This window comes from Paenibacillus sp. FSL L8-0663 (assembly GCF_038008125.1).
GTDB classification, from domain to species: Bacteria; Bacillota; Bacilli; order Paenibacillales; family Paenibacillaceae; genus Paenibacillus; species Paenibacillus polymyxa_D.
On record NZ_JBBOYM010000001.1, the window covers coordinates 5,226,102 to 5,241,396 of the forward strand.

Annotated in this window: 17 protein-coding genes; 5 read left to right on the forward strand and 12 right to left on the reverse strand. The window is 45.7% G+C overall.

Translation table 11 applies throughout. From position 1 onward, the window contains the following. Window positions 1-208: 208 nt before the first annotated feature. Entirely contained in the window at window positions 209-310 is a 102-nt protein-coding gene (locus MKY75_RS25655) for a putative holin-like toxin (RefSeq protein ID WP_219728090.1), read from the reverse strand. A 109-nt stretch (window positions 311-419) separates the two neighbouring features. On the opposite strand from MKY75_RS25655, the gene MKY75_RS23120 reads away from it, so the two are divergent. Together MKY75_RS23120 and MKY75_RS23125 are read left to right on the forward strand one after the other, a co-directional pair. Beyond that, window positions 420-1,079 (forward strand): DNA gyrase inhibitor YacG, encoded by a 660-nt coding sequence (locus tag MKY75_RS23120; protein ID WP_069010047.1) that lies wholly within the window; start codon window positions 420-422, stop codon window positions 1,077-1,079. Then, a complete protein-coding gene (locus MKY75_RS23125; protein WP_176715670.1) occupies window positions 1,060-1,419 on the forward strand; it encodes a DUF7716 domain-containing protein in 360 nt (119 codons plus the stop codon). The genes MKY75_RS23120 and MKY75_RS23125 overlap by 20 nt, the downstream gene beginning before the upstream one ends. Here the strand turns inward: MKY75_RS23125 and MKY75_RS23130 are convergent. After that, on the reverse strand, window positions 1,409-3,043 hold the full coding sequence (locus tag MKY75_RS23130; RefSeq protein WP_340886649.1) for a DUF6138 family protein: 1,635 nt from the start codon (window positions 3,041-3,043) through the stop codon (window positions 1,409-1,411). The genes MKY75_RS23125 and MKY75_RS23130 overlap by 11 nt on opposite strands. A gap of 157 nt (window positions 3,044-3,200) precedes the next feature. Here MKY75_RS23130 and MKY75_RS23135 point away from each other — a divergent pair, with 157 nt between their 5' ends. Further along, entirely contained in the window at window positions 3,201-3,977 is a 777-nt protein-coding gene (locus MKY75_RS23135; RefSeq protein WP_340886651.1) for an SMI1/KNR4 family protein, read from the forward strand. A 17-nt stretch (window positions 3,978-3,994) separates the two neighbouring features. Further along, window positions 3,995-5,416 (forward strand): SMI1/KNR4 family protein, encoded by a 1,422-nt coding sequence (locus tag MKY75_RS23140; RefSeq protein ID WP_340886654.1) that lies wholly within the window; start codon window positions 3,995-3,997, stop codon window positions 5,414-5,416. Between the two features lie 68 nt (window positions 5,417-5,484). Here MKY75_RS23140 and MKY75_RS23145 read toward each other — a convergent pair whose 3' ends face one another. Beyond that, entirely contained in the window at window positions 5,485-6,099 is a 615-nt protein-coding gene (locus MKY75_RS23145; RefSeq protein WP_340886656.1) for a TetR/AcrR family transcriptional regulator, read from the reverse strand. A gap of 25 nt (window positions 6,100-6,124) precedes the next feature. After that, entirely contained in the window at window positions 6,125-7,609 is a 1,485-nt protein-coding gene (locus MKY75_RS23150; protein WP_340886659.1) for a phytoene desaturase family protein, read from the reverse strand. A gap of 317 nt (window positions 7,610-7,926) precedes the next feature. Here MKY75_RS23150 and MKY75_RS23155 point away from each other — a divergent pair, with 317 nt between their 5' ends. Then, complete coding sequence (locus tag MKY75_RS23155) at window positions 7,927-9,162, forward strand: PHB depolymerase family esterase (RefSeq protein WP_340886660.1); 1,236 nt, start codon at window positions 7,927-7,929, stop codon at window positions 9,160-9,162. Window positions 9,163-9,277: 115 nt separating this feature from the next. Here the strand turns inward: MKY75_RS23155 and MKY75_RS23160 are convergent, their stop codons facing one another. The 8 genes from MKY75_RS23160 to MKY75_RS23195 all read right to left on the reverse strand — a co-directional run bounded on the left by MKY75_RS23160 (window position 9,278) and on the right by MKY75_RS23195 (window position 15,277). Beyond that, window positions 9,278-9,385, reverse strand: a complete 108-nt coding sequence (locus tag MKY75_RS23160; protein ID WP_016822819.1) for a putative metal homeostasis protein — start codon at window positions 9,383-9,385, stop codon at window positions 9,278-9,280. 180 nt (window positions 9,386-9,565) lie between these two features. Beyond that, complete coding sequence (locus MKY75_RS23165; protein WP_340886663.1) at window positions 9,566-10,441, reverse strand: cysteine ABC transporter substrate-binding protein; 876 nt, start codon at window positions 10,439-10,441, stop codon at window positions 9,566-9,568. 137 nt (window positions 10,442-10,578) lie between these two features. Then, window positions 10,579-11,334, reverse strand: a complete 756-nt coding sequence (locus tag MKY75_RS23170) for an amino acid ABC transporter ATP-binding protein (RefSeq protein ID WP_029518574.1) — start codon at window positions 11,332-11,334, stop codon at window positions 10,579-10,581. An 18-nt stretch (window positions 11,335-11,352) separates the two neighbouring features. Then, a complete protein-coding gene (locus MKY75_RS23175) occupies window positions 11,353-12,030 on the reverse strand; it encodes an amino acid ABC transporter permease (RefSeq protein ID WP_029518575.1) in 678 nt (225 codons plus the stop codon). Beyond that, window positions 12,011-12,676: an amino acid ABC transporter permease gene (locus MKY75_RS23180; protein WP_029518576.1), complete on the reverse strand. Its 666-nt coding sequence runs from the start codon at window positions 12,674-12,676 to the stop codon at window positions 12,011-12,013. The genes MKY75_RS23175 and MKY75_RS23180 overlap by 20 nt, the downstream gene beginning before the upstream one ends. A gap of 219 nt (window positions 12,677-12,895) precedes the next feature. Then, entirely contained in the window at window positions 12,896-14,344 is a 1,449-nt protein-coding gene (locus MKY75_RS23185; protein WP_340886665.1) for a SulP family inorganic anion transporter, read from the reverse strand. 288 nt (window positions 14,345-14,632) lie between these two features. After that, on the reverse strand, window positions 14,633-15,037 hold the full coding sequence (locus MKY75_RS23190) for a PIN domain-containing protein (RefSeq protein ID WP_340886668.1): 405 nt from the start codon (window positions 15,035-15,037) through the stop codon (window positions 14,633-14,635). Next, window positions 15,038-15,277, reverse strand: a complete 240-nt coding sequence (locus tag MKY75_RS23195) for a hypothetical protein (RefSeq protein WP_016822811.1) — start codon at window positions 15,275-15,277, stop codon at window positions 15,038-15,040. It lies immediately after the preceding gene. Between the last annotated feature and the right edge of the window lie 18 nt (window positions 15,278-15,295).

A 15,295-nucleotide genomic window follows, 5' to 3' on the forward strand; every position in this document is an offset into this window, starting at 1 on the left:
CCCTCTCCTTTCGCGCATCTTTATTCACCTTTTCGCTCTTAGGCACATTGAAAAGGTCTTTTTCAAGTGTTAAAATGGGAATAAGATGTATATTCTAAAAAAGAGTGAAGATGCGTCAACATCCTCACTCTTTGGCAACAGCCGCTTTTAAGGGCGGTGGCTGCAAGTTCACGGTATTCGAAATAGACCGGTTCCTACCACGGGCGGTCTATTTCTTTTTATGGAAGGAAAGAATCAGAATCACCAACGTTGCGAATTGAATCATCAACATTAAGGTGTCTTTAACCTCCACAGGCCTCACCTCCCTCACAGGAGACTAGCCGACCGCCCATCTAAGCCATTCTGTTGTTAAGGAATATTATAACATATGAAATATAAAGAGTGCGTTTTTACGATCTTTCCGAAAAGGAGGAACGAACATGGAGCAAAAACGCTTCAAAGATGAATATGGATACAAATATGACTTTAGCGCCGTGATTAGAAGAGGAGAACAGGTAACTGTTCACTGCCCCCGTTGTCAGGGCCAAGCTTTTATTTCCATATCCAAAAAAGACTGTTATTACGTCGTTCGATGTTCTCATTGTTACTACACATATCAGCAGCCCGAATCTTATACATTCTATGCACGCGGCGTATGCAACCATTGCGAACGGTATTTTAATATCGAAATCCATGATGACCGAACGAAACTCCATAAAAATACAAATATAAACTGTCCGCACTGTGAGACACGCAATCAGGTTCCGGTGCATCGTGTGCAATCACGCGAATGGCATACGAACGTGATCCAAAACGGAAAAGACCCTATTTTCCAGCTCCAGCTGTACTTCCTAGATTACTATCGGGGGAAACCTGTCTGGGCTCTTAACCGGATACACCTGAATTACCTGCTCTCCTATATCTCTGCCGAGTTGCGAGAAAAGCCTGCATCCGGTATGATGCGTACGGCTTCCCACTCCATTCCCAGGTACATTAAGGATGCGAAGAATCGCCAGTCCATCTTAAAGATATTACAAAAGCTACAGCATAAGCCAGCGGCTAAGAGAGGAGTCTCCATACATGAGCATACAAACTTTTGACAGCCTTGAAGCACTGGTCCATGCCGTTGACCAAACAGAAATCAATGAATGGGTATTTGCCAATCTGAAACATGTTCAAAGTAATCCGCTCAATTCTACCTATTACATCATTCCCGAGGAAGAATTGTGGGAACTGGAGGATGCCGGTCTCACCGTCACCAATCATCGTGATGAAAGTATACCTGCATCTCTGCCAGACCATCAGGTGCAATCTTGGCTGGAGGTGGCGACTGTACAGGATGTCATTGAAGTGTTACGCCACAGCGGAAGCGAGCCGGATATTGAACGCATTGCGCAAGGACTGCGATATTATCATGAATATGATGCTTTTATGGAATAAGCGTTTCCAGCAGCTCTTTTACCTCAGGGACAGCCTGCTTCAGGCTGTTTTTTAGTTTCTTCGCGCCACCCCATATACGATAAACAAGCACCTCTTGTTCGTAGTTCTCCAGCTTCTTAAGCTCCTCCACCAATACCTGTGCCTGCTCTACGGTTTCAATTCCGGATGACTTCAGTGGTTTGGCAGACTCGTTGCCTGCCAGTAGAACCCTCGTCCAAACGGGTATCGTGTCCGGTGTCAGTCCGTGTGCGTCAGCAAATACAGCGGCGTAACCGTCCTGTACGGACTGATGTTCACTGTCCACCAGCTTCATATAACGATTCACTAATGGGAAATAGTTCTTTCCTTTTAGGCCCAGTCCCATCACCGCATAGGTTCCCGGCATTGCCGACTTTTCACCGGGCTCTACATCGTTATACCACTTGAACTCTTCCATCACGACCTCAGCATATTCAGCCAGCAACGGATGCAGCGCAGGATATTCAAGTGCATTGGCGAAGAAACGATGCAACGTAGATTTAGCCAACTTGGGTACAGGCAGGTAGTTTTTCACCTTGCTTTTGAACTTCATCCGATATTCCTTGGTAAAGCCCTTTCTTAAAATATCGCATAAATATACGAGTGCTTCTCTATAGCTCTCTTCTTCCTCTGAACGAATCTGAACCTCCAGCGTTTGCAAAATATCATTGGCTTGGCAGATGACTCGCTCACTTGTATATAACGCTGGGATGCTTCCTGATCCGTTCTTAAGCCACTGGGCTGCCTGATCCGAACCCAACTGTGCAGCAATCTCCAAATACTTCTGCCGTGCATCGGCATCGGTCGAGCCCACCCGCATCGCGGTAAGCAGGAACATCTCCATGGCTGGCGCGGGAATTTCCGAAGGGAGAATATCGGGCTTCACTTTATAATCCAGTCCATAGCTTTTTTCCCGATCCGCATACTTCAGCAGAAATTCATCCTCAGCCCAATGCTTTAAGCCACTGCTGAGCTGATACCTCCATGCTTCCTCACGCTTGCGGCTGACCTTCACTTTGGCATCCATTCGATTCAGCAACTCATTCATCCGCTGGGCTTTTACAGGGTACAAATGAGGATCAAGCAAGTGTCTCACTAAGAAGAAATCGTCCTCTTCCTTCGGGATAGCTTTACTGGAGGGGTTGAGCTTCTGCTCTACAAACTGTTGGATAGTGGCTAACAGTTGCTGCCGTTTATCTTCATTTAGGAGTGAGAATGTAAAATGATTGGCCTTATTCTCCAAGACCACTTCCAGATGAAAATCCAGTCGATAACGAAAGAACATGGAGCTGAATTCTTCCGAATTAAATAGCGCCTCTATCTTTTCCTTGAACATAGGCATCCATTCGTCCTGCACCTGCTGCAATGTTACCCCATCTGTAAACCCAGAAATTTCCGTATCCGGTCTACGACGATCCCAATCAAACGGTTCGTGGGTATCCACCCACAGCCCATCCTTCTTACAAGTAACTTTTAAGTATTCATGAATCCCTTCGTGAAGGACGCTTTTGATTTGGAATTCGGCGATGCGCTTTTGCTCAGAAGCGTATGTCTGGTCAATCTCCTCAAAAATTGGACCGATGTAGGCTTGTACCCCTGATGTCATAAGATGTGTTCCTCCTTCGTCCCCTCACAAATTGTAGTTCCTACGGAATTAAGATAGACTAATCTATAACTATTTTATTTCCTGATTATAGCATATCTCTCATTTACTTTTGGACTCTACCCCTATAGATAGAGTGCCGGAAAGCAGGTGTATTCATATGTATTGGGTTTCCACACAACATACGACGGTGGCTGCCGAAGAACTGACAACTTTCGAACATACCTATGGATTAACTTTACCACCTCCCTATGTAGCATTCCTCACCCGCTATGGGCCTGGTACCTTTTGCGGACTGCTGGTGATTGAACCGCCTGATGCTCAACTATTACAATCCTATGCGGATTACGAACTGTGGAGGCATGATGATAACTGTCCGATCACCGTGCAACAGCTAGGCGAGTGCGTGGTCATCGGTAGCTCCATAGATGGGGATTTCCTAGCGGTGCACCCTCAGGTCGAAGGTTTGCTTTGGCTACCGCGACATTCGGAGGTCATTACTAAGAAGCCATTAGATGTTCAGGTTCCATTTACAGATACACTGGAGCATATACTACAGGATGAATTCGGAAGAATAGAGCCATTCCCCCGTTATTTCGAACCTGTCAGTCTGGATAGAGCAGCAACATTTCTACTATTTAATCCACCCGAGACGGCGGAAGCTTGCTGTTCAGCCCATCCGAACGATCAAGCCTTGCAAATAGATCCAGCATCTATACAGGTATTGGCTCAGCGTTTTAAACAGCATTTTGACTCAAATCTATGGATTGAAAACGAGCATATCTGCATGGCTTTTCTTCAGACTCTAGGCGGATATGTGCGTTTTAACTATGCATATGGACGCGAAGTGGCGATCATTTATGAACCCACAGCGATAGCACTTCGTGATGAAATTCTAGCATTCTTGCAAAAAGAGCATTGCCGGGTTGTAGAGTAAGAGGAGGACAAATACGAATGACAGTACATTTTGAACGAACCTTAGAAAAGCTGGGACAGATCGCCGATCGTCTGAGACAAGGTGGGATGTCTGACGTGGTATACCAATGGTCGAAGGGGATTTCTACAAGTGAACTAACTGAGCTGGAGGAACGGCTGCAGATGCCTTTGCCTGCCTCCCTGTCTGAGTTGATAAAGCGGTGTGGCAGCTTACATTTGCTATGGTGTCTGCCCCAACACTGTATTGTAGCCGATGGACCAGAGTGTTCATATAAAAACAGCGATGATCTTAAACAAGAGCAGAGTATCCTAGACGATATTACAGGGGAATTTGGCTGGAATCATGAGTATATTGGCTATTTTACATCTTATGGAGAAGATACCGACTCAGCAGCGGACGAGCAACGATATCTGATCCTTAATTATAATGGTGCGGGTGATCCGATACTGCTTGATATGGCGACATCCGCAACAGAGCCAGCGGTGTTCTGTTATGATCATGAGTTGGATCAGTTTACGCTGCTCGCGGAAAATCTACCCGCCTATATAGAAACCATGCTCACCTTGCACGGACTATGGCTGTGGGATTGGTCTAATGTGTCAGACGAGCATGGCATTCAGCTAAACAGTCCACCACTACAACTGTGGCAACGCTGGTTGGACATGTTTTGTACGATGAAGCTGGAGGACGCGCAGTCGTTGGAGACGTTGATCCATTACACCAGCATGCATGGCGTAGATCATCCTGCTGTGGTGCAGGCTTTTCAAGCCTATGATCCAAAGGATATTTTTCTTGCCTGGGAGCAGCACTGGCAGAACATTCAACATAGCCAGGTTCCATTCTCTACATGGGCCGTTTGGGTAGGGGAGACCGCAGGGGGTGGGGCTGCTGATTGGGTTCGCTCCTTGTGGGAACCGGAAACCGCGCAAGTATGGACATCTTTAGCTCAAAACAATCCCCTACATGCTAAGGGTGCATTTGCGTCCACACGCGCCTATCTGAGCGCCCGCTGCCTACCCGAGCAGGAAGGCTTGGTATGTGTTTGCAATCACCTGCTACAGCATTCGGTTGCAGATGGCAAATTAGAAGGATACACCGCTAATGGGCAGCTACAGCATTTTCATTCACCGCAGGTCATTAACTGGATACGGGATAAGGTCAATCATCCGGTCGATGGCTGGGCAGTACTTTTCGCCTACTCTTGTCCTACAGCTGGGCAGGTGATTGAATGGCTATCCAGTAGTGAGCTTCATCAGAAGATTGCAACGGAGGCGCTAGATATTATGATTCATCGGGATCTTCTGCCCGCTCTGGAAGCAGACGCTTGGGCCAATATCTCAGATCTGCTTCTTGCTTCTTTGCAGCTCGTGATGCTCAAAAAAGATAAACGTCGTATTGAAGCCGTGCTTAAGCAGCTTTCAGATTTGGAACTTCGTTAATCTTTCGGATGGGTCGTATGCGGATTCACATGTACAGTGATGTGAGGTAAAGAAAGTTAGCCGCTACATCAGCGGCTTAACCCCTTGAGGAAAGTATCTATAGTAAATGAAATCAATTCATCATTTGATTGTGCCATAGGAAAATCAAAATTCAGGAGCAAAGAAGTCAAGCCATGCAGCATACTCCATACAGAGCTGGCGAACAAGCGCTCATCTCCTTGAATGATGGAACCCTCCTCCATAACGGCTTTGAGCCCAGCTTCAAGAAGCTCAAAGCCTTTAAGGCTCCCACTGTCTATAAGACTAACCAAGCTTACAGATTCCAGGTTGCTGATAAACAAAATGTTGTAATATTCCGGGTTAGCCGTTCCAAAACGAACATACGCATCAGACACCGCCTTCAGTGTGTCCAGAGCGTTCAATCCCGCTGCCTGTGCTTCATCCGCACGTTGCTGAAGAGCCTGCAGAAACAAGGCATTTCCTTCTAGCAGGAGTTCAATTACAATTGCTTCCTTATTGGCGAAATAATGATAAATAGTTGTTGGTGAATATTCGATCTGATCCGCAATTTTGCGCATGGAGACTTCAGCATACCCTTGATTCAGAAAAAGCGATCGGGCGGCCTCAATGATTTTCCGGCGGATCTCATTGCTTTCACGTTCTCGGCGTTTGATATGTTTCATGAGTAGATATACTTGCCCTTTCTGCCTACCCCAATTTGGCGGCGATACGATCAGCTTCCATTATACCCGATTCCATAACCCCTTGAAACCCGCCCCCAGGCTGTGTCCAGGCCCCTACCAATGATAGACGCTTTACTGCTGATTTGTGCTTGAGCCTTTTTATACCGGACTGCCGAACCGTTTGTGCGTAGCCATAAACGGCCCCGTCGGGATTAGCAGTATAACGCTGCATCGTGCGTGGTGTACCCAACTCGGCCACCACCACTTTGCTACCAATACCCGGATACAGCTGTTCAAGGCATCCCAATATCTGCTGTGTCACGGCTTCTTTTTTGGCTTTATATTCGGGACGTGCGACAGGCCAGTTCTCCAATCTGTCCAAAAATGTAATTGCGATGACACCCTTTCCCGGTTCGTTCAGCTTAGGATCCATGGCGTTATAATTGGTGAGCATCCAGTTGCCTTTCGTATACTGGCCGCTCATCATTACCTCATAATCTGTCTCCGAATCCGGCTCATTACGCAGGATTAAGTCTTCTTCGGTGATGCCAAGCTCATGAGGTTCACATGATAATCCCAGATATAGCTGGGTGAGAGACGTGCCAGTCTCCAAACTGCTGACAGCTTCCAGCTCACGACGGGCAGCATCATGGTTTTCCAGTAGACGGCCATAGGTATGATGGGGACTGATACCAGACACAATCCAGTTGGCTTTATATACATCCCCTTTTTTCAGACGGACACCAGCAGCTTTACCATGTTCGAGTATAATCTCAGATACCTGACTGCGCAGGTGAACTTCTCCTCCCGCTGACTTAATAGCGTCAACCAGTGCATTGGATAAAGCCTGTGCGCCTCCCTCAATGTAATAAGTCCCCTCCATGTGGTAGCCGATCCAGGGAATAAAAAAATACAGGGCCGCAAGTCGCTTTGGAGGCAATCCGTAATAGGCCCACAGCGCGGTGAAAAATTCCGTGAAGCGGTCAGATAACCCAAACTGGCTTACAGCTTCCCAGGTGGTCATTTGCGTCCAGCGGAAAAAGGTCCCAGCTTTGAGCAGGCCAACCGCCTTGCGCCAGGAAGTGAGAGTAGAAAAAGCAGAAAAGCCTGTTTCAAAACGACGAATGCCCGCGAATAGACTGTCAATGGCTTTCACCTCAGTAGGAAACATGTTCTTGAGGAGCTGCACATACTCCTGAACATCGGACGGAATATCAATGTTCTGGCCTTCCCAACGAATGGAGTAAGGGTGCTTTTTGCGGAGAGGAACAATTCGCTGGTCCGCATTACAGGCCTTCAGCATCTGACCAAAGCTTCCTTCCTCGAGTCCGCCGACACCATGCAAGGAGACATCAAAAGTGTATCCCTTTCTTGTAAATTCAGTTGCGAAACCGCCAGGCAGAGTATGGCTCTCAAAAACAGCTGTTCGGTAACCGAGCGCAGAGAGTCTTGCTGCACAGGATAAGCCACCCAATCCTGCACCGATGACAATAACATCATATTGGTTCATGATTTCATCCCCCTTTTTTTAACATCGTTATATAAGTTAACAGTGTTAAGTTAAGGAGATTATATACCATAATATTACCGTTGCGAAAGTAAAACTTTTTTAATAAAACATCAAAAAATGTAGCGCTTTCACTTGTCAGATTCCAATGAAGGTGCTATCCTTCAAGTGGGATTGTTACTGAAAAGGCAAAACCCGAGTACACTTGTGTACCCGGAGTTTGCCCTTTTTTGATTTGTATGGATTCCACAGCATACAGTTAACCATCCCGAACATGTAGTAAGCGCTTTAAAAAAATGACACCAAAGGAGATTAATCTCATGCAAAGAAGACGTTTTGCCCTTGTTTTATTATCTTTCGTGTTCCTGCTAACGATCTTTTTCCCATCCTCCAGCTCTGCCGCAGCAGCAACAGATGTCCCAGCGCCACAGGCTACCCTGTTTACACAGGTACAGCCTTTGGGTGAAGTCGTTTCTGCTGTTGTACTGAAATACAGCACCAATATTGACGGGGCATCCTTATCCACGTCTAGCTTTCAGGTTCAATCTGTACTGAATGATGTATATACAGATAGAACCGTGACCGGTGTATATACCAATGATACTGGAGCCATCACCAACCGCAGTACTCATGGTAAATATGTCGTGATTGAGCTGGATACACAAGATAAAAATGCAAGTACCCTTACTTACGATGCAACAAGCGCAGTTAACCGCATCAACACGTTGAATTATACTATTAGTCAAAAGAAAGATATTGCAACTTCAAAGAAAACAGTCATCCCAGCCTCTGCACAGACTGTAAAAGCAACAGATAAAATTACACCGATCGTAGACGATTTCCAAAAAAGCATCTTTGAAAATAAAGAAGGCTTCAAGCTGAACTACTTTACGTTTGAGCCTAAAGTTGAGCCCGGCAAAACCTACCCTCTGGTTGTATTCCTGCACGGAAACGGCGAACGTGGTGACGGAAACGGAGTAAATTTGCTGGCAAACGCCGGAGCTGTTACTTGGGCTTCTCCTGAGCAGCAAGCCAAACACCCATCCTTCGTAATCGCACCACAAAGCCCGATTGACTTGGAACATAAATTCATTTGGGCGGATGAACCACGCAACAGCGCTGTAGCCGATTTGGTACGTGAAACGGCGTTAAAATACCCAATCGACACCGACCGAATCTATATTGTTGGTATTTCTCAAGGAGCTATGGGTACGTGGAGATTGCTGGAAAAGAATCTTGACTTGTTCGCCGCAGGTGTACCCATTGCCGGTTTGACCAACTATGAAAAAGCCGTTAACATGTATGCACCTGTCGATCCTAAACACGTTGAAGTACTGAAAAACGTTCCTATTTGGGCCTTCCATGCTGCAGACGACACCACAGTTAGTCCTAAAAACTCGCAAGAAATGGTAGCTGCCATTAAAGCACAAAACGGTAACCTCATTCATTTTACTGAATACGAAGCAGGGATTATCAAACCTACAGGACACTTCTCCTGGGTACCGGCTCTGCAAAATCAGGATATGATTGAATGGCTGTTTGCACAAAAGAAATAAAAAAAAGGCACCTGCTTTCCTGTGTACCACCATCAGGAAAGCAGGTGCAATATCAAAACGAGGAGACTGAAAAATTTCACACTGGTATTGCCATTTGCAGTTAACTTGGAACCTGCTACTTAGCCCGTTTCGCAGCTTTGATCGTTCTCAAAGCTCGTCTGCGAGTTACCTTGTTCGGACTGCTGAGCTGTCTTCTGGCAGTTGCCACATCTGTTTTAGCCATGTGCACATCACCATCCTATTCACTTAGGCTCATATTGGGAGCATGCACCTAAGAAGTGTTATCGATGATTATGATTCTCATTATCAATTAAGATTATATAATGAAATGTAATAGCATGCAAGAGCTTTTGGGGCAGTGGCGACTTTAATACGGAGTCGCCACTGCCCCCCTTCCCCCAGATTAATCCACTTTGCCGCCTTCTACGACCAATTGATCTGTAAAGCCTTCTCCATAAACGGAGGTCAGTGTGTCCTTGTAGGCTTGATGGACAAAATTTTCCTTACCCAACGTTGCCAACTCATTGTTGATCCAGTCTAACAACTCCTTATTTCCCTTTGCTACTGCGGGTGCAATCGTATCTTGACCACCAAAGGCCGGGATGGTTACGGTAAAGCCGGGGTTGGCCTTTGCCCAGGCGATCAGCTCTGTATTATCGTTGGCAATGGCAACGCCGCGTTTGTCTTTGAGGGCTGAGAAAATCTCTGTGTATTGATCGAATTTGAGCAGCTTGATGTCAGGATAATTTTTCGTAAAATAGGTTTCAGCCGTCGTTCCTTTTGCGACAATCAGCTTTTGATCCGAACCCTTCAATTGGTCAATCGTGGTGATTGGAGCACTATCAGGTGACACAATGCCAAAGGATAATTTCATATACGGATTGGCAAAATCAACTTTTTCTTTACGCTCATCGGTCACCGTAAAGTTAGCCATGATGATATCTACCTTGTTGGATTCCAAATAGGCAACCCGGCTGGCAGCATCCACCAGAACAAATTCCACCTTGGACTCGTCACCCAAGAGATCTTTGGCAAACCGCTTCGCAATATAGACGTCAAAGCCTTGATTTTTCCCTTCCGAATCCACGTAGCCAAAAGGCGGCTTATCTGCAAATACACCGATTCGAATCTTGCCATTCTTTTTAATATCCTCAATCGAAGCAAATTTAGCCGAGCCTGAACTACCGTTGGTATTACCAGCCCCTGCACATCCCACCAAACCAACAAGCAGCAAGCTCAAAGCCAGTAATAACGTCGTGAACTTCATTTCTTTTCTCATCTGTATTCCTCCCCCTGTTTGTCAGCATTTTGCATCATTCGGTTTCTTTCGCTTCTGGGTGCAATATAGAGACCAATAGAAACATGTCGATCTCTATATTGTGATTGGAAGTCGCTCATGGAATTGATGCAAAATGCTCATATCGTTTCGTACTGAAATATATCCAGAAAGTGCTGGGCACGCTCTGTTTCCGGTTGGGTAAAAAATTGCTGCGGCGTAGTCATTTCGCATATCTGTCCTTGATCCATAAAAACGATACGATCTCCTACCGACTTGGCAAATCCCATTTCATGCGTCACGATAATCATGGTCATGCCCTGTTGGGCCAGCTCTCGCATGACATCCAGCACCTCTCTGACCATTTCCGGGTCCAAGGATGCGGTGACTTCATCAAAGAGCATAATTTCCGGATTCATACACAGGGCGCGCACAATCGCAATCCGTTGCTTTTGCCCACCTGATAATTGTCTCGGATACGCATCTTTGCGATCCAGCAGACCCACTCGCTCCAATAGCTGCTCCGCTTGCTCAAGTGCCTCCTGCTTATTTCTCCGCTGAACTTTAAGCGGGCCGAGCAATATATTTTCTAAGACCGTCATATGCGGAAACAGCTCGTAGTTCTGGAACACCATTCCGATATGCTGACGCACCTCACGCCAATTCACTTTCTTGTCCGTCAGGTCTTGCCCTCTATAACGGATATCTCCGCTCTGAACTGGTTCCAGACCATTGAGACATCGGAGGAGTGTGCTTTTTCCACATCCCGAAGGACCGAGAACGACCACGACTTCCCCTTTCGTTACGTCCAGATTAATCTGTTGTAATACTTTTCGGTCTTCGAAGCTTTTGTGCAGCCCTCGAATTTCGAGTAAAACCTCCACAGCCTCTCCCATGACACCCACCCCATCCTGCTAATTTTGCCATCTGCGTTCAAATCTTTTGGAAAGTCTGGATAACGGATAGCATACGAGAAAATATAATATGAAAATAAAGCCATACACCCAAAAGGATGCCGAGGGCGCTTTGATTACACCAAGCTCAATAATCTGCTGTCCGACCTTGACCACTTCTACTACACCGATCAGCACTACTAATGAAGTGGTTTTGATCATCCGTGTCGCCAAATTAATAGAACCGGGAAGCATTCGGCGCACCGCCTGGGGAATGAGTACATGGCGGTATAACTGCCCATATGTCAGTCCCAGTGCCTGCCCGGATTCCACCTGATGCTTGGGCAGTGATTCCAATGCACCCCGAACAAGGTCACCAATCTCGGCTGCTCCCCACAGGCTGAATACGATAATTGCTGTCAATTCTCCGCTGATATTCACATTTAACAAAGGCGTAAATCCAAAATATACAACATACAACCACACCAAAATCGGAATAATGCGGAATGTCTCCAAATATAATCTCAGCACAAACCGAATCGGTCTTGATTGTAAGGTGCGCAGCAATCCCATCAGAATGCCTAATAGAGTACCGATAATAATGGAAAGTAACGCAATCTCCAGCGTAACGAGTAATCCCCCTAATAGACGCTCGAAATTGGAACCTTCAAAGAGCACATTAATCCCCGAATTCAGCATATCGCACCTTCCTTTCCACCCAAGTCAGCAGTATCGACAAAGGTAAAAGCAGGACGAGATATGCCAATACCAGCAGAATTAGCGATTCTGTCGTTTTGTAGTACATACCGATTAGGTCTTTTGCCACATTCATCAAATCTAATAAAGCAATGGCGCCAACAATGGAGGTCTCCTTGAGTAGAAAAATCGCATTCGCTCCCAGAGACGGAACACTGATGGTAAAAGCCTGTGGCAAAATAACATATCTCGCCAGTTGTATCTTGGACAATCCGAGACTCAGCCCGGATTCCGTTTGCGTTTTACTTACGGCTTCGATTCCACCACGGAACGCCTCAGCCATATAACCCCCGCCCAAAAAGGTCATGCCCACAATGGCACACGTCATTTCGCTCATATGCAGACCTATTTTCGTAAACCCGTAATACAGAAAATATAACTGAACAAGCAGCGGCGTATTTCGGGAAAGCTCAATATAGGCAACAATGATGCCGCTAATTCCCTTCACCTTGTAATACAGTACTATACTGCATAGCAAACCGACGACTAGTGAAAACAGAATAGCAAAAAAGGCGATCTTCAACGTCAGCCACATGGCTTCTCCATATAGCGGCAAGCTCTCTACAATAAAGTCCCAGTCTAAGTTCATATGTGCATACCTTTCAATTTTCAATTATTCCTATGTATTTGCTTTGCTTAATAACAATGATTGTATTCCTGCCCAATTATTACGTCAATACTTTGATGAAAATTTGTCATATTTATCTATGGTTTAGGAAAGAAAAGTGTTGTTTTATTTCAGAAATAAATAAAAAAGCTTGAAATGAATAAATTTCATTTCAAGCTTTGATTTATGCTATACGATTCATCACACGAGTGGCTCTGTAACTACAGGACCGCCGAGCTTCTCTACAATTAAACGGCTTTCCTCATTTAACCCTTGTAGGGTAATAGTTTTACCTGAGTTTCTGTATTTTTGAAGCACCTTGCCAATAGCAGTAACCGCCGAGTGATCCCAAACATGCGAATGGCTAAAGTCCACTACAACGCGGTCCGGGTCATCCGAAGGTTCAAAATGATCAACAAAATGAGACGTTGAGGCGAAAAACATCGGCCCCCTGACATGGTACACCTTTTCTTCATGATCCTCAGTCGTACTGATACGGATTTTAGCCATTTTCCAGCCAAAATGCAGAGCACTTAGCAGTACGCCCACGATTACGCCCTTGGACAAATCATGCGTAGCCACCACGATGATCACCGTGACCACCATAATCAACGTATCTGCTTTGGGAACCTTGGCAATGTTTCGCAGCGATTTCCAATCCACAGTTCCAATACACACCATGAACATAACTCCCACTAATGCGCCCATGGGTACTTCCTTCACAACTCCACCAAGTACGAGCAGCAGAAAGGCCAAGAATACCCCTGCCGTAAAAGTGGACAAACGCCCTCTTCCACCTGAGCTGACATTAATGACGGATTGTCCGATCATGGCACAGCCACCCATACCCCCAAAAAAGCCATTTACAAAGTTGGCAATCCCTTGCCCACGGGCTTCCCGGTTTTTATTGCTTTTCGTTTCGGTCATTTCATCCAAAATGCTGGCTGTCAGCAGCGATTCCAGCAGTCCAACCAGTGCCATCGTAAAGGAATACGGCAGCAAGATCCGCAAAGTATGCCACGACCACTCAATTTGCGGCAAGTGGAATGAAGGCAGCGAACTGGTCAGCGTCCCGATATCTCCTACCGTTTTCACATTCAATCCAAATATATACGTAATGATCGTCATGATGATGATTGCCGTCAATGGAGCGGGGATGCTTTTCACAAATCTCGGTAATATATACACAATGAGCAGCGTACCTGCTACCATCGCGTACATGATCCAATTGGCTCCATGAAAATGAGTAAGCTGAGCCATAAAGACGAGGATCGCCAACGCATTCACAAACCCGGTCATGACTGGCTGTGAAATAAAGCTTATAAAGCGACCTATTTTCAAAACACCCAGCAGCACTTGAATAATTCCTGCCAAAATGGTAGCTGCAAACAGATATTCTACGCCATGATCCTTCACCAGACCAACGACCAGTACAGCCACGGCCCCGGTTGCTGCCGAGATCATCGCCGGACGTCCACCTGCAAAAGAGATGACAATGGCCATCGAGATGGAGGCGTACAGTCCGACCATGGGATTGACCCCCGCAATGATCGAGAAGGCAATCGCCTCGGGAATTAGTGCTAGCGCCACGGTCATGCCCGCAAGTATATCGGCCCGGATATTACCGAACCATTGTTGTCTAAGATTCATACTGTCTCGTTCCAGCCTCCTATATTTACAGAGAGTAGCGTGTTGACTCGCAACCCGTGTGGTTTCGGGCATCCGTCCAGCTGCCAATCGCCAAGGCTCTCCTATCATTCAGTTCGTCTCTCTCAAACGACCCGGTCCGTTACATTCAGTCCATCATTATAACGTAAGGGGTTCGCAGAGACGAATGAGTTAAAAGGCTGTTTATAGAAAGAAATCATCTATTCCCTTGGAATATCGCTCATTTTCTTTATCTTATTCGTTTTCTTATATTTAAAATTTTCGCAATTCCTAAGATTCTAACCTGCTAAAGTTGATCACCTTAACTTCATACTCAGACTCCGCGAACTGTAAATCTTGATCCGCCGTAACCAGTACCAATTGGTTTATAATAGCTGTCGCAAGAATCAATGCATCTGGGGTCTTGATCTTTCTTGCAAACTTATCTTTTTGTTCTCTTCTGATACGCCCCGCTTTAACTGCGATCTCTGAATTAACTGCAATAAATTCCCCGCCAAGAAAAGGTATCGAATCTAAGTCAGTATCAGTGGGCAACCCGGCTATAAACTCGGACTGAGTTATAACAGAAAAGAAAATATTCTCTTTATCTTTCTCAGCTTGTCGTATTACTCTATCCAAAGATGAGTCAAGTCTATGAAGGGCAATAGCTGCATTCGTATCAAATAGATACCCCATCTAATCCCAATCCTCTCTGGATTGTTTAACACTCTCTTCGATCTCAAGTAATTGCTCCTTACTTAGACTGCCTCGAGAATTTAAAACAGCTTGCAACCCTTTTGGTAACGGGGACTCTAAATCAATAACCTCAGTTTCCCCCTGTTTATTTTCTATAGTAACTTTTGATGGTTCAAACCCAATATCACGAAGGAGACTTAGGAGACGTATTCGATGTATATCAGTTAATTTTTTTGCCACTAAAATCACTCCTTAGCA